A 14,974-nucleotide genomic window follows, 5' to 3' on the forward strand; every position below is an offset into this window, starting at 1 on the left:
CGTCACGAGTCGTCCGTGAGGTTCGTCCTCGCAGCCGCGGGTCCGGCCCGGCCATGCGTGGGGGCGGACCACGGACAGGCGGTCCGTGGAGAGGCGGTCCGTGGCGGCACTCAGCGCCCGGCGTCGTGGATGCGCGGCTCGCGCCGCAACCCCTCGAGGCCGTGCCACGCGAGGTTGACCACGTGCGCGGCGACGTCCTGCTTGCCCGGCGACCGGTTGTCGAGCCACCACTGGCCGGTCAGCGCGATGAGGCCGACCAGCATCTGCGCGTACAGCGGCGCCGCGCTCGTGTCGAAGCCGCGCGCCTTGAACTGCGCGGCGAGCAGGTGCTCGACGTGCGTGGCGACGTCGCCGATGAGCGAGGAGAACGTGCCGGTCGCCTGGGCGACGGGGGAGTCCCGCACGAGGATCCGGAACCCGTCGGTGTGCTCCTCGATGTAGTCCAGCAGCGCGAGCGTGGTGCGCTCGACGATGGTGCGGGGGTGCCCGCCGTCGCGGATGGAGCCGATGAGGACGCTCTCGAGGAGCTGGACCTCGCGGTCGACCACGACGGCGTAGATCCCCTCCTTGCCACCGAAGTGCTCGTAGACCACCGGGCGGGAGACCGCGGCGCGCTGCGCGATCTCCTCGACCGATGTCGAGTCGAAGCCCTTCTCGGCGAACAGGGTGCGGGCGACGGCGACGAGCTGCTCGCGCCGTTGTCCGGCCGTCATCCGGGTGCGCTGCCGTCTCGTCTCGTTCGCCACGCCCGCCATTGTGCCCGCGCGGTCCCGGTCGCCCCGGGCTTTGGCAGGATGGGACAGCGCTCCGACCACCCCGCGGTGGTCGGTGGCGGTCCGCCCTGGTGTAACGGCAGCACGCAGGCCTTTGGTGCCTTGAGGTCCGGGTTCGAGTCCTGGGGGCGGAGCCTCGGCGGTACAGTGGCCGCGCCCCGCGGCGAGTCGCGGCGGCACCCCAAGGACGTCGTACCCGAGGAGAACCCGCGTGACTTCCACCCGTCCGGCTGCCGTCGTCGTGCTCGCTGCCGGGGCGGGGACCAGGATGCGCTCGTCGACCCCGAAGGTCCTGCACGCCGTCGGCGGTCGCACGCTGCTCGGTCACGCGCTCGCGGCCGCCCGCGCGGTCGACCCGGAGCGTCTCGCCGTCGTCGTGCGTCACGAGCGCGAGCGTGTCGCCGCGTTCGTCGGCGAGTCCGACCCGGCCGCCCTCCTCGTCGACCAGGACGAGATCCCCGGCACCGGTCGCGCTGTCCAGTGCGCACTCGAGGCCCTCGACCGGGCCGCTGCGTCGGACGGACCGCTCCTCGTCATGGCGGGGGACACCCCCCTGCTCGACGGCGAGACCCTCGCCGCTCTCCTCGACGCGCACACCGGCGCTGGCAACGCGATCACGGTCCTCACCGCGCGGATCGACGACCCGTTCGGCTACGGCCGGATCCTGCGGGAGGGCGACCGGGTGGTCGGCGTCGTCGAGGAGCGCGACGCGACCGACGCGCAGCGTGAGATCACCGAGATCAACACCTCGACCTACGTCTTCGAGGCGTCCGTGCTGCGCGAGGCGCTCGCCGGCCTCGGCTCCGACAACGACCAGGGCGAGGTCTATCTCACGGACGTCGTCGCGGCCGCCCACGGCCGCGGCCTTCCGGTGCGGGCGCTCACGGTGGACGACCCGGCCACGGTCGAGGGCGTCAACGACCGCGTCCAGCTCGCTGCCATCGCCGCCCGGCTCAACGACCGCCTGCTGGCGCGCTGGATGCGCGCCGGGGTGACGATCGTCGACCCGGGAACCACGTGGATCGACGTCGACGTCGACCTCGGCCGCGACGTGACGATCCTGCCCGGCACGCAGCTGCACGGGACCACGGTGGTCGCTGAGGGCGCGACCGTCGGCCCCGAGACCACCCTCACCGACTGCGAGATCGGTGCGGGCGCGACGGTCGTGCGCACGCACGCCGAGCTTGCGGTGGTCCGCGACGGCGCGAGCGTGGGGCCGTTCGCCTACCTGCGGCCCGGCACGGTCGTCGGCGAGGAGGCGAAGGTCGGCACGTTCGTCGAGCTGAAGAACTCCACGCTCGGGCGCGGAGCGAAGGTCCCGCACCTGAGCTACGTCGGGGACGCGGACATCGGCGAGGGCACGAACATCGGGGCCGCCTCGGTCTTCGTCAACTACGACGGCGTGCACAAGCACCGCTCGCGCATCGGGGCGCACGCTCGCACCGGCGCGGACAACATGTTCGTCGCGCCGGTCAGCGTGGGCGACGGTGCGTACACCGGCGCGGGCACGATCGTCCGCCACGACGTCCCCGCCGGCGCGCTCGCGCTCAACGACTTCGGCCAGAAGGTCCGCGAGGGCTGGGTCGAGGAGCGTCGGCCGGGCACGAAGGCCGCCGAGGCCGCCGCCGCGGCGCGCGCGGGCGCGAGCGGTACCGCCGGTGGCGGGGCGAGCGGTGAGGGCCCGCGCGGTGAGAGCATCGGTGCGGGACCGGAGACCACCGGGACCCAGGACGGCGCATCGGCGCCCGGCGAAGGGAGCGCGCGATGACCGGCATCCACGCGAGCGGTGAGAAGCGACTGGTGTTCGTGGGGGGCCGCGCGCACCCCGAGCTCGCCGACCACGTCGCCCGGGAGCTCGGCATCGACCCGTTGCCGACGACCGCCTACGACTTCGCGAACGGCGAGATCTACGTGCGGTTCGACGAGTCCGTGCGCGGCACCGACGCCTTCGTCCTGCAGTCCCACACCACGCCGATCAACCAGTGGCTCATGGAGCAGCTGATCATGGTCGACACGCTCAAGCGGGCCTCGGCCAAGCGCATCACGGTGGTCGCGCCGTTCTACCCCTACGCCCGGCAGGACAAGAAGCACCGCGGGCGGGAGCCGATCTCGGCGCGTCTGGTCGCCGACCTGTACAAGACCGCCGGCGCCGACCGGCTGATGAGCGTGGACCTGCACGCGTCGCAGACGCAGGGCTTCTTCGACGGACCGGTCGACCACCTCTTCGCCATGCCGATCCTCGTGGACTACGTGCGCGGGCGGATCGACCTCTCCAGCGCCGCCGTCGTGTCGCCGGACGCCGGTCGCATCCGGGTCGCCGAGCAGTGGGCGGAGAAGCTCGGCGGCGTGCCGCTGGCGTTCGTCCACAAGACCCGTGACATCACACGGCCGAACCAGGCCGTGGCGAACCGGGTGGTCGGCGACATCGAGGGGCGCACGGCCGTGCTCGTCGACGACCTCATCGACACGGGCGGCACGATCGCCGAGGCCGTCAAGGTCTGCCTCGCCTCGGGGGCGAAGGACGTCATCGTCGCCGCCACGCACGGTGTGCTGTCCGACCCGGCGACGCAGCGGCTGTCCGACTGCGGCGCGCGCGAGATCGTCGTCACCGACACCCTGCCGATCGCCAAGGACTTCCCGCAGCTCACTGTGCTCCCGATCGCCCCGCTGCTGGCCCGGGCGATCCGTGAGGTGTTCGACGACGGGTCGGTCACCTCGCTGTTCGAGGGACGCTCCTAGGTCGGATCTGCACGTGCGGCTTCCCTGCCGCCCGACCTCGCGGCACACTCCTCGCCGAGCTCGACTGTTGTGGTCCGAGCATGACCTCTGCGCGGTCGATCTGGACCCGTTCCGGTCCAGCTCGACGGGCTGCCGGGGCGGTGCCGCTGGTAGTCCCGGTCAGCTCCGCCCGGCAGCCAAGGTCCCGGCGAGCCAGTCCGTCGTCGTCGCCCACGCGTCGGCCGACGCCCGCGCGTGGTGGAACTCCGGGAGCGGGTTGTCGAACGCGTGCCCGGCGCCGGGATGCCGCACGAGCCGGACGCCGTCGCGCGCCACGGCGGCCTCGATGAGGTCGACCTGCTCCACCGGGATGAAGGTGTCCTCGGTGCCCCAGTGGTGCAAGGACGGCGCGGTGACCTCCGGCGCGCGGTCGAGCAGCGCCGGCAGCGCCGAGCCGTAGTACGCCACGAGGGCGTCGACGGCGTCGACCTCCCGCGACGCGGCGTCGAACGCGACCCCGCCGCCCCAGCAGAACCCGAGCAGCCCGACGGACCCGTCCCCCACGAGCCCGCGCAGGTGCGCGAGCGCCTCCCGGGTGTCCGACACGGCGCCCGCCCAGTCCGTGGCGCCCGCCAGCTCCATCGCCCGCGCCAGCTCGGCCTGCCCGCCGCCCTCGACGACCTCGTCGCCCGAGCGCCAGAACAGGTGCGGCACAAGCACCGTGTAGCCCAGCGCGGCGAGGTCGGCGGCCCGGTCGAGCACGTACCCGGTCACCCCGAAGATCTCCTGCACGACGACGATGCCCGCCCGCGCAGGTCCCGCACCGGGGGAGGGGCGCGACCCGGCGTCGGCCCCGCCCGACCCGGCGTCGGGCCGCAGCAGGTCGGCGGGCATCGGCCCTGCGTCGGTGGTCACGTGCACGCGCTCCGTCGTCGTCATGTCTCCTCCTCGGTACGCCGGGACCCCCGCGGGACCGGGGTGCCCGTGCGCCGGCGCGCCGGGACCCCCGCGGCGCCGACAGGGCCCAGTGTGCCGCAGGCCGCAGCGCGGGGGCCTGTCGCCCGCCCGACGAGCCGCTAGACTCCTGTGGTTGCCTCGGCGAGGGACGACGGACGGGCTGGTGCCCGCATCCGGACCGCTGGTCCGGTCGTCCGTGATTCGACGCGGCGGAGCCACGCGCGTCCGTCCGCCGTCCCGCGCCGAGGCCCGCCGCCCCGTCCCGCCACGAACCCCCTTTGGAGCACGCATGGCCGACAAGACCGTCATCACCGCCGCCGTCCGGACCGAGTTCGGCAAGGGCGCGGCCCGCCGCACCCGCCGCGAGGGCCGCATCCCCGTCGTCCTGTACGGCCACGGCACCGAGCCGCAGCACCTCTCGCTGCCGGCGCACGACACGTTCCTCGCGCTGCGCGGCAACGCCAACGCCCTGCTCACCCTCGACATCGAGGGCAGCGAGCAGCTCGCGCTGACCAAGGACGTCCAGGTGGACCCGGTCAAGCGCTCCATCGAGCACGTCGACCTCCTCATCGTCCGCAAGGGCGAGAAGGTCACCGTCGACATCGCCGTGCACACCGAGGGCGAGACCTTCCCCGGCACGATCCACACCGTCGAGAGCCAGACGCTCACCGTCACGGCCGACGCGACCGCCATCCCGGAGAGCGTCGTCGTCGACATCGAGGGTCTCGAGGACGGGCACACCGTCCGCGTGGAGGACCTCCCGGCGATCCCCGGCGCCACGTTCGAGGACGACCCGGAGACCCCGGTCGTCGTCGTCACGGTGCCGCGCGTCGACGAGTCCGACCTCGAGACCCCGGCCGCCGAGGGCGACGAGGAGACCGAGGGCGAGCAGACCGAGGGCGGCTCCGACGAGTCCGCCGAGGGCGAGTCCTCCTCCGACGGCGAGGACTGACCCCTTTCCGCCCCGGCCCACGCGGGCCGGGGCGGCCCTATCCGTGGGCCGGCGCGCGCCGGCCCCTGCGCAAGGAGATGAGCGCGCGTGGCTGACAGCGACCTGTGGCTCGTCGTCGGGCTCGGCAATCCCGGTCCGCGCTACGCGGGCAACCGGCACAACGTGGGCCAGATGATCGTCGAGCTCCTCGCGCGCCGCGCCGGCGCCGAGCTCACCACCCACAGGTCCCGGGCGAGCGTCGCCGACACGAGGCTGGGTACCGGCCCCGGTGGCGTCCCGGGCCCGCGCGTGATCCTCGCCCGGCCGGGCACGTACATGAACGTCTCGGGCCCGCCGGTCGCCGCGCTCGCGCAGTTCTACTCGATCGAGCCGGGCCGGATCCTCGTGGCGCACGACGAGCTCGACCTCGCCCCCGACTCGCTCCGCCTCAAGGTCGGCGGCGGCGAGGGTGGCCACAACGGCCTGCGCTCGATCACCCGGGCGCTGGGCACCAAGGACTACGCCCGGCTGCGCGTGGGTATCGGCCGCCCCCCGGGCCGGATGGACGCGGCCGACTACGTGCTGCAGAACTTCTCCGCCGCGGAGCACGGCGAGCTCGGAGTCACGCTGGAGATCGCCGGCGACACGGTCGCCGACGTCGTCGCCGAGGGTCTGCAGAGGACCCAGATGCGGCTGCACACGGCGGACTGACGACGCCGCCGCCCGTCGGCGGTCGCGGGCCCGGACCCCCGGGCGGCTGACGCGGTGCCGGTCGTAGACTGCCTCCCGCTCCCCACTTCCTCGACCGGAGGACACGTGTCCCTCACCGGACTGCTTCCCCTGCTGCGCGAGGACCCGGCGATCGCCGCGCTCGTCGCGGCCGCCTCGGCCCCCGTCCTCGAGCCGCACCGCGCGACCACCGCACCCGTCGGTATCCGCCCCGCGCTGGCGGCGGAGCTCGCCGCCACCGGTCGCCCGGTCGTGCTCGTCACCGCCACCGGCCGCGACGCCGACGACCTCGCCGCCGGTGTGCGCGAGTTCCTCCCCGCCGACGACGTCGCGACCTTCCCGGCCTGGGAGACGCTCCCGCACGAGCGGCTCTCACCGCGCTCGGACACCGTGGCCCGGCGCCTGGCCACGCTGCGCCGACTCGTCCATCCCGGCCCCGAGCCGCGCACCGCCCGGCCCAGCGTGGTCACCGTGCCGGTGCGCGCCCTGCTGCAGCCCGTCGTGCGCGGGCTCGCCGACCTCGAGCCCGTGCGGGTGCAGGTCGGGGACACGGTCGGCCTGGACGACCTCGTGCGCGCCCTCGAGGCCGCCGCCTACACGCGCACCGACATGGTCGAGCGGCGCGGGGAGTACGCCGTGCGCGGCGGCATCGTCGACGTCTTCCCCCCGACCGACCCACACCCGCTGCGCCTCGAGCTCTTCGGCGACGACGTCGAGGAGATCCGCCGCTTCTCGGTGGCGGACCAGCGCAGCCTCGAGGTCGCGGAGGAGGGGCTGTGGGCGCCGCCCTGCCGCGAGCTGCTGCTCACGCCCGAGGTCCGCGAGCGTGCCCGGTCCCTCGTCGCCACCGTCCCGTCGGCCGCGCCGATGCTCGAGCGCATCGCCGAGGGCGTCGCCGTCGAGGGCATGGAGGCGCTGAGCCCGGTGCTCGCGGACGGTCTCGAGCCCCTCCTCGACCTCCTGCCGGAGCGGGCGCTGGTCGTCCTCGTCGACCCCGAGCGGATCCGTCGCCGGGCCGCCGACCTCGCCGCCACCACCGAGGAGTTCCTCGCCGCGGCCTGGACCTCGGCCGCGTCCGGCGCCGAGGTGCCGCTCGACCTGCGGGCCGCGGCGTTCGCGGAGCTCGCCGAGGCCCGCGCGCTCGCCCTGACGAGGGGGCAGGGCTGGTGGAGCGTCAGCTCGCTGCCCACCGACGACGCGCTCGACGACGAGACCCTCGCCGCGCCGGTGCGCCCCGCCGAGGAGACCACCGGCGGCGCTACGGGCTCCGGCGCGGCGACCGTCGCTGACGCCACGGCCGGCCCCGACGACGACACCCGCAGCGTCGCCGCGCGCGAGACCCGGCGCTACCGCGGTGACGTCGCCGGCGCGCTGCAGGACCTCGCCGCGCTCGTCCACGACGAGTGGCGCATCCTGCTGACCACCCAGGGCGCCGGCCCGGCCCGGCGCCTGCGCGACTCGCTCGCCGAGGCCGACGTCCCCGCGCGTCTGGTCGGCGACCTGCCCGAGGCCCCCGAGCCGGGGCTCGTGACGATCACCCACCCGGGACTCGACCGTGGTTTCGTCGTCGAGGCCCGGCGGCTCGCCGTCCTCACCGAGTCCGACCTCACCGGCCGGCCCGGCAGCTCGACGCGCGAGATGCGCAAGATGCCGGCCCGCCGCCGCACCGCGGTCGACCCGCTGTCGCTGCGTCCGGGCGACCTCGTCGTGCACTCCCAGCACGGGGTGGGCCGCTTCGTCGAGCTCGTCTCCCGCACCGTCGGCAAGGGCGAGACCGCGACCACGCGCGAGTACCTCGTCATCGAGTACGCGCCGTCGAAGCGGGGTCAGCCCGGCGACCGGCTCTTCGCCCCGACCGACTCCCTCGACCAGGTCTCCCGGTACGTCGGGGGAGAGGCGCCCGCGCTCAACAAGATGGGCGGCTCGGACTGGGCGGCGGCCAAGCGCAAGGCCCGCAAGGCCGTCCGCGAGATCGCCGGCGAGCTCGTGCGCCTCTACGCCGCGCGGCAGGCGACGGTCGGCCACACCTTCGGTCCGGACACCCCGTGGCAGCGCGAGCTCGAGGACGCCTTCCCGTACACGGAGACCCCCGACCAGCTCGGCGCGATCGACGACGTCAAGGCCGACATGGAGAAGGCCATGCCGATGGACCGCCTCATCTCCGGCGACGTCGGCTACGGCAAGACGGAGATCGCCGTGCGCGCCGCCTTCAAGGCCGTCCAGGACGGCAAGCAGGTGGCGGTCCTCGTCCCCACGACGCTGCTCGTCAACCAGCATCTCGACACGTTCTCCGAGCGGTACGCGGGCTTCCCGGTGCGGGTCGCGGCCCTGTCGCGGTTCCAGAGCGCGGCCGAGGCCAAGGAGGTCCGCGACGGGCTGCTGGCCGGGTCGATCGACGTCGTCATCGGGACCCACACCCTGCTCACCGGCCAGGTGCGGTTCAAGGAGCTCGGACTGGTGGTCATCGACGAGGAGCAGCGCTTCGGCGTCGAGCACAAGGAGACGCTCACCCAGCTGCGGACGAACGTCGACGTGCTGGCGATGTCCGCCACGCCGATCCCGCGCACCCTCGAGATGGCGGTCACCGGCATCCGGGAGATGTCGACCCTCGCCACCCCGCCCGAGGAGCGGCACCCGATCCTCACCTACGTCGGGCCGCAGGAGGACAAGCAGGTCGGCGCCGCGATCCGCCGCGAGCTCCTGCGCGAGGGCCAGGTGTTCTACGTCCACAACAAGGTCCGCTCGATCAACGCGACCGCGCAGCACCTCGCCGAGCTCGTCCCGGAGGCGCGGATCGGGGTCGCGCACGGCCAGATGAACGAGCACCAGCTCGAGGCCGTCATCCAGGACTTCTGGGAGCGGTCCATCGACGTCCTGGTCTGCACGACGATCATCGAGACCGGCCTGGACATCGCCAACGCGAACACCCTGATCGTCGAGCGCGCCGACACGTTCGGCCTCTCCCAGCTCCACCAGCTGCGCGGCCGCGTGGGTCGCGGGCGGGAGCGCGCCTACGGGTACTTCCTCTACGACCCGGACAAGCCGCTGACCGAGACCGCCCACGACCGCCTCGCCACCATCGCCTCGCACACCGAGCTGGGCGCCGGCATCCAGGTGGCGATGAAGGACCTGGAGATCCGCGGGGCCGGGAACCTGCTCGGCTCCGACCAGTCCGGGCACATCGAGGGCGTCGGCTTCGACATGTACGTCCGGATGATCTCGGAGGCCGTGGCCGCCTGGCGCGACGGGAAGGTCGAGCCCGAGCGGGTCGACGTCCGCGTCGAGCTGCCCGTCGACGCCCACGTGCCCACGGACTACGTCGACACCGAGCGCCTGCGACTCGAGGTCTACGCGAAGATCGCCGCCGCCGACGACGACGAGACCCTGGACTCGGTCCGCGCCGAGCTCGTCGACCGGTACGGGCCCGTGCCGCCGAGCGTCGAGCGGCTGTTCGCCGTCGCACGGCTCCGCGCGCACGCCCGCGCGGCCGGCGTGCAGGAGATCACCGCCCAGGGGAAGAACGTGCGGTTCTTCCCGGTCGAGCTCGCCGAGTCGCAGTCCCTGCGGCTCACCCGCGTCCATCGCGGGACCGTCCTCAAGCCTGCCGTGCGCACCGCGCTCGTGCCGTGGCCGCTCACGCAGCCCGTGGGTGGTCGGCCGCTCAGCGACGTCGACCTCCTCGAGTGGGTCGAGCAGGTCGTCGCGCTCATCGGCACGCCGGTCCAGGCCGCCGCCGCAGGAGCATGACCGCCGGACGGTGCGATGCTGGGTCCGTGCGGACCTCCCGTGAGTGCGCCGGTCGCCCGGCTCTCGTCCCGCCCCTGGGCGCCGCCCTGCTGACCGCCGTCCTGCTGGTCGCCGCACCGGCGGGCGACGACGCGGCCGGTGCGGCGCACGCCGCCGGGGCGGGTCCGGTCGCCGCCTCCCCTGCCGCCACCGCGACGAGCGAGCCCGACGGGTCCGGATCGACGAGCGAGCCCGACGAAGCAGCCTCCGACGACGCCGGTTCCGGCGGGTCGGCGCCGGCCGAGGCGGGCAGCGGCGGGCTGCTCGACGGCTCCGCCGCGTCGGACGGCTCGTCGAAGCCGCCCTTCGAGGTCGTCAGCGCCGCCGAGCTGCCGCTGGGCCTGCAACCCTGGCTCGTCCGCGTCGCCACGGTGACCACGCTCGCGCTGGCGGGCATCGGCGTCGTGCTGGCCGCGACGTCGGGGCCGCGCCGACCGCGTCGCCGACGCGGATAGCATGGGGGTCGCCCACGGCCGTGCCGGGGGCGTGGACGATCAGGAGGAACTGTGGCTCGCACCATCCGACCGGCGGTCCTGCCGGCTCTCGCGCTCGGCGCTCTGCTCGCCGGCTGCTCGGCCAATCCCGGTACCGCGGCCGTCATCGACGGCGAGGAGCTGTCGGAGCGGGAGGCCCAGTCCGTCGCGGGCGAGCTCTCGGGAGTGTTCGGGCAGCCCCTGACCACCGTCGACGCGGTCCTCAACTACGCCTACTCCGAGACGTTCGTCCGGGTCGCGGCCGAGAACGGCCTCACGGTCTCCGACGCCGACGTCCAGGACCAGCTCGCGACGCTGACCGAGCAGAGCGGCTACACGCCCGACGGCGAGTACCTGCCCCAGACGCTGGACATCGTCGAGTCCCTCATGGTGGGCGGGCAGCTGCAGAACGACCCCGAGCTGTCCGCGCAGCTCTCCGAGCAGCTGGGCGAGGTCGACATCGAGCTCAACCCTCGGTACGGCACCATCGAGACCGGGCAGTACGCGGCGCCCGCGCACCCGTGGCTGCAGGCCGCGCCGTCGGACGCGGAGATGCCGGTCGCGCCGTGACCGGTCGGGGAGAGCGGCCCTGATCCCGCTGCAGGGCCGGACCTGATCTCGCTGCCCGACGGCTGCCGGCCCGGCCGGTGCGCGGCGCGCATCGGTGACGTTCGTCGCCGGACCCGTGCACCCTCTCCCGCCGGGACGGACGGCCCTGTCCGCGGCGCGCCCGGGTACTAGCGTGGAGCCCGACATCATCCGGGCATCCCCGACACAAGGAGAACCTGTGGCCACCATCCTCGAAGTAGCGGCACGCGAGATCCTCGACTCCCGGGGCAACCCGACGGTCGAGGTCGAGATCGGGCTGGACGACGGAATCGTCGCCCGCGCCGCCGTCCCCTCCGGCGCGTCGACCGGCGCGTTCGAGGCCGTCGAGCTTCGTGACGCCGGCGACAAGCGCTACGGCGGCAAGGGCGTGCAGCAGGCGCGCGACAACGTGCTGGAGATCCTCGCCCCCGAGATCCTCGGCCTCGAGGCCTCCGAGCAGCGCCTCATCGACCAGACCCTCCTCGACCTCGATGGCTCGGCCAACAAGGGCAAGGTCGGCGCCAACGCGATCCTCGGCGTCTCCCTCGCCGTCGCCAAGGCCGCGGCCGAGTCCGCGGGCCTGCCGCTCTACCGCTACATCGGCGGCCCGAACGCGCACCTGCTGCCGGTCCCGATGATGAACATCCTCAACGGTGGTTCCCACGCCGACTCCAACGTGGACATCCAGGAGTTCATGATCGCGCCGATCGGCGCGGGCACGTTCGCTGACGCCCTGCGCCAGGGTGCGGAGGTCTACCACGCGCTGAAGTCCGTGCTCAAGCAGCGCGGGCTGGCCACCGGCCTGGGCGACGAGGGTGGCTTCGCGCCGAACCTCGGCTCCAACCGCGAGGCGCTCGACCTCATCCTCGAGGCCGTCTCCACGACCGGCCTCTCGGCCGGCACGGACATCGCCCTCGCGCTCGACGTCGCCTCCACGGAGTTCTTCTCCGACGGCGCCTACCAGTTCGAGGGGAAGTCGACCTCGAGCGACGAGATGGTGGCCTACTACCAGCAGCTCGTGGCGGACTACCCGCTCGTGTCCATCGAGGACCCGCTGAGCGAGGACGAGTGGGGCGCGTGGAGCAGCCTCGTGGCTGCGGTCGGGGACAAGGTGCAGATCGTCGGCGACGACCTGTTCGTCACCAACCCCGAGCGCCTGGCCCGCGGCATCGCCGAGAAGGCGGCCAACTCGCTGCTCGTCAAGGTCAACCAGATCGGCTCGCTCACCGAGACGCTCGACGCCGTCGCGCTCGCGCAGCGCAGCGGCTTCACGGCGATGGTGTCGCACCGCTCGGGCGAGACCGAGGACGTGACGATCGCCGACCTGTCGGTGGCCGTGAACTCCGGTCAGATCAAGACCGGGGCGCCGGCGCGCGGCGAGCGCGTGGCGAAGTACAACCAGCTGCTCCGCATCGAGGAGGAGCTGGACGAGGCGGCGGAGTACGCCGGCCGCGGCGCCTTCCCCCGCCACCAGGCCTGACCGGACCGTCTCCTCGCCGAGAGTGCGGTCGGGCCGCCCCGACCGCACTCTCGGCAGGTCTCGCCGGCATCGTCGGCGCGTCCTGACCGCACTGTCGGCAGGTCCTTGCAGCACCGTCGAGGGTGCCGACGGCAGGCCGGGTCCGTCCGGTAGCGGGCGACTCGCGACCCGGCGGTCCACCACCTTGCGGGACGCGTGGGGGACGATGACGCGGTGAGTCGTCCGCCCGCAGCACCGCGCAAGCCCGGAGCGCCCCGATCGTCGTCGGCGCGCGGCGCCCGCTCGCGCCCCGGAACGCGCACCGCGTCCGGCACCACGCACGCCGGTCGCCCGGCGACGGGGCGCGGCCGCACCACCACCAACGGGTCCGCAGCGGGCGGCTCGCGCGGTACCTCGCGACCTGCTGCCGGCGGGGCCGGCGGAGGGCCGCGCGGCAACCGCCGCCTCGCGATCGCCACCGCCGACGGCGAACGTCCGATCCTCTCCCTGCGCGCCCTCGCCCTCGTGCTCGTGCTGCTGGTCGCCTTCGCCATCGTCGCGCCGACCGCCCGCCACGCCCTCGTGCAGGCCGAGCAGCTGCGCAGCGCGGAGGACGCGCTCGCGCGCGCCGAGGACGAGGAGCAGCGCCTCACGGACGAGCTCGCCCTGTGGGACGACCCCGCCTACGTCCAGTCGCAGGCACGCGCGCGCCTCGGGTACACGATGCCGGGGCAGACGCCGTTCGTCGTCGTCGACCCCGAGTCGGTGACCGGCGGACGATCGCAGGAGGAGGTCGAGGAGGCTGCGCGCGAGGACGCCATCGCCGCGTCGCGCCCCTGGTACCTCAACCTCCAGGAGTCCGTCGAGGAGGCCGGCGCGATCCCTGGCGAGACGCCGGGCGAGGAGGCCGAGCGCGAGGGTGATCTCCCCGAGCCCGACCTGCCGCCGGAGTCGCCGAGCCAGCAGGAGCTGCCGTCCTCGGACCCGCTGGCGGACTGACGTGCCGGACCGTCCCGTGCCGCCGGATGCCGTCGACCCGGCCGATCTCGACGCGCTGCGCGACCAGCTCGGCCGGGTGCCCCGCGGTGTCGTCTCCATCGCCGCGCGGTGCCGGCACGGACGTCCGACGGTCGTGCGCACCGCGCCCCGGCTCGAGGACGGCACGCCGTTCCCCACCACCTTCTACCTCACGTGCCCGCCCGCGGCCCGGGCAGTCTCCACGCTCGAGGCCGAGCACCTCATGGCGGACATGCAGGCCCGCCTCGCCGACGACGCCGAGCTCGCCTCCGCCTACGCGGCCGCGCACGAGGACTACCTCGCCCGACGCGGCGAGCTCGGCCACGTCGAGGAGATCGCCGGTATCTCCGCCGGCGGCATGCCCGAGCGGGTCAAGTGCCTGCACGCGCTGCTCGCCCACTCGCTCGCGGTCGGCCGGGGCGTCAACCCCTTCGGCGACGAGACGCTCGACGTGCTCGCCGCGCGCGGCATGTGGAGTCCCGCGACCTGCACCTGCTGAGCACGGTGTCGGCGGCGCGTGACAGCATGACCCGGTGACACGAGCGGCAGCGATCGACTGCGGGACCAACTCCATCCGCCTCCTCGTCGCGGACGTACCGGGCGCGGGCGGCGCGGCACTCGACGACGTGGTCCGCGAGATGCGGGTCGTCCGCCTCGGCCAGGGTGTCGACCGGACCGGCCGGCTCTCCGACGAGGCCCTCGCGCGGACCTTCGACGCCGCCCGCGACTACGCGCGGCTGTGCGAGCGGCACGGCGCCGAGCGGATCCGGTTCGTCGCCACCTCCGCGACGCGGGACGCCGAGAACCGACAGGACTTCGTCGACGGGATCCGCGGGATCCTCGGCGTCGAGCCCGAGGTCGTCACCGGCGAGGCCGAGGCGGCGCTGTCGTTCGCGGGTGCGACGTCGGTGCTGCCGGAGGGCACGCCCGGACCGGTCGTGGTGGTGGACATCGGAGGCGGGAGCACCGAGCTCGTCGTCGGCGACCCGCGCTCGCCCGTTCCCGAGGCCTCCGTCTCGCTCGACATGGGGTGCGTCCGCCTCACCGAGCGGCACCTCGCGGGCGACCCGCCGAGCGCCGAGCAGGAGGCAGCCGCCCGCGCCGACGTGCGCCGGCTGCTCGAGTCGGCCGCGCTCCCGCTCGACGACGTCCGCTCGCTCGTCGGGGTCGCCGGGTCCGTCACGACCGTCACCGCCCACGCGCTGGTACTGGACGCCTACGACCCCGCGCGCATCCACGGCTCCGTCCTTCCCGAGGACGCGGTGCTGGCCGCCTGCGACTCGCTGCTGTCCGCGACCCGCGAGGAGCGCGCCGCCATGCCGTTCATGCACCCCGGTCGCATCGACGTCATCGGTGGGGGAGCCCTCGTGTGGAGCGAGGTCGTGCGCTACGTGTCCGAGCGGACCTCGGGGACCGGGACCGCGGGCGTCGTCACCTCCGAGCACGACATCCTCGACGGGATCGCGATCGCCCTCGCCTGACGCGTCGCGCTTCCCGGCGAGTGAGGGGCTTTCTGCCCGACGCGGTGAGCGGGGTTCTGTCC

13 protein-coding genes and 1 tRNA gene are annotated in these 14,974 nt (G+C 74.1%); 12 read left to right on the forward strand and 2 right to left on the reverse strand.

Features of this window, described 5'->3' with window-relative positions; translation table 11 throughout:
• Window positions 1-110 precede the first annotated feature (110 nt).
• The gene (locus AC24HA_RS04260; protein ID WP_463648548.1) at window positions 111-755 is read right to left on the reverse strand and encodes a TetR/AcrR family transcriptional regulator; all 645 of its coding nucleotides are present in this window, start codon (window positions 753-755) and stop codon (window positions 111-113) included.
• Window positions 756-835: 80 nt separating this feature from the next.
• Between AC24HA_RS04260 and AC24HA_RS04265 the strand changes: the two genes are divergently transcribed.
• The 3 genes from AC24HA_RS04265 (at window position 836) to AC24HA_RS04275 (ending at window position 3,512) form a co-directional block, all read left to right on the forward strand.
• A tRNA-Gln gene (locus AC24HA_RS04265) sits at window positions 836-907 on the forward strand.
• Window positions 908-984: 77 nt separating this feature from the next.
• Complete coding sequence (gene glmU, locus AC24HA_RS04270) at window positions 985-2,541, forward strand: bifunctional UDP-N-acetylglucosamine diphosphorylase/glucosamine-1-phosphate N-acetyltransferase GlmU (RefSeq protein ID WP_425709357.1); 1,557 nt, start codon at window positions 985-987, stop codon at window positions 2,539-2,541.
• Window positions 2,538-3,512 carry a ribose-phosphate diphosphokinase gene (locus AC24HA_RS04275; protein WP_425709358.1) on the forward strand — a complete coding sequence of 325 codons (975 nt, stop codon included), beginning with the start codon at window positions 2,538-2,540 and terminating at the stop codon, window positions 3,510-3,512. The genes glmU and AC24HA_RS04275 overlap by 4 nt, the downstream gene beginning before the upstream one ends.
• Before the next feature lie 159 nt (window positions 3,513-3,671).
• Here AC24HA_RS04275 and AC24HA_RS04280 read toward each other — a convergent pair whose 3' ends face one another.
• Window positions 3,672-4,430 carry a dienelactone hydrolase family protein gene (locus AC24HA_RS04280; protein ID WP_425709359.1) on the reverse strand — a complete coding sequence of 253 codons (759 nt, stop codon included), beginning with the start codon at window positions 4,428-4,430 and terminating at the stop codon, window positions 3,672-3,674.
• A gap of 307 nt (window positions 4,431-4,737) precedes the next feature.
• Between AC24HA_RS04280 and AC24HA_RS04285 the strand changes: the two genes are divergently transcribed.
• The 9 genes from AC24HA_RS04285 (at window position 4,738) to AC24HA_RS04325 (ending at window position 14,912) form a co-directional block, all read left to right on the forward strand.
• On the forward strand, window positions 4,738-5,400 hold the full coding sequence (locus AC24HA_RS04285) for a 50S ribosomal protein L25/general stress protein Ctc (RefSeq protein WP_425709360.1): 663 nt from the start codon (window positions 4,738-4,740) through the stop codon (window positions 5,398-5,400).
• An 87-nt stretch (window positions 5,401-5,487) separates the two neighbouring features.
• The gene (gene pth, locus AC24HA_RS04290; protein ID WP_425709361.1) at window positions 5,488-6,090 is read left to right on the forward strand and encodes an aminoacyl-tRNA hydrolase; all 603 of its coding nucleotides are present in this window, start codon (window positions 5,488-5,490) and stop codon (window positions 6,088-6,090) included.
• Window positions 6,091-6,195: 105 nt separating this feature from the next.
• Window positions 6,196-9,855 carry a transcription-repair coupling factor gene (gene mfd, locus AC24HA_RS04295; protein ID WP_425709362.1) on the forward strand — a complete coding sequence of 1,220 codons (3,660 nt, stop codon included), beginning with the start codon at window positions 6,196-6,198 and terminating at the stop codon, window positions 9,853-9,855.
• Window positions 9,856-9,881: 26 nt separating this feature from the next.
• Complete coding sequence (locus AC24HA_RS04300) at window positions 9,882-10,349, forward strand: hypothetical protein (RefSeq protein WP_425709363.1); 468 nt, start codon at window positions 9,882-9,884, stop codon at window positions 10,347-10,349.
• Between the two features lie 51 nt (window positions 10,350-10,400).
• The gene (locus AC24HA_RS04305) at window positions 10,401-10,937 is read left to right on the forward strand and encodes a hypothetical protein (protein ID WP_425709364.1); all 537 of its coding nucleotides are present in this window, start codon (window positions 10,401-10,403) and stop codon (window positions 10,935-10,937) included.
• Window positions 10,938-11,154: 217 nt separating this feature from the next.
• Window positions 11,155-12,435, forward strand: a complete 1,281-nt coding sequence (gene eno / locus AC24HA_RS04310; protein ID WP_425709365.1) for a phosphopyruvate hydratase — start codon at window positions 11,155-11,157, stop codon at window positions 12,433-12,435.
• Between the two features lie 213 nt (window positions 12,436-12,648).
• The gene (locus AC24HA_RS04315) at window positions 12,649-13,413 is read left to right on the forward strand and encodes an FtsB family cell division protein (protein ID WP_425709366.1); all 765 of its coding nucleotides are present in this window, start codon (window positions 12,649-12,651) and stop codon (window positions 13,411-13,413) included.
• Between the two features lies 1 nt (window position 13,414).
• Window positions 13,415-13,930, forward strand: coding sequence for a DUF501 domain-containing protein (locus AC24HA_RS04320; RefSeq protein WP_425709367.1), 516 nt, complete (start codon window positions 13,415-13,417; stop codon window positions 13,928-13,930).
• Window positions 13,931-13,964: 34 nt separating this feature from the next.
• Window positions 13,965-14,912: a Ppx/GppA phosphatase family protein gene (locus AC24HA_RS04325; protein WP_425709368.1), complete on the forward strand. Its 948-nt coding sequence runs from the start codon at window positions 13,965-13,967 to the stop codon at window positions 14,910-14,912.
• Window positions 14,913-14,974: the final 62 nt, after the last annotated feature.

The organism is Georgenia sp. Z1491 (assembly GCF_057652395.1).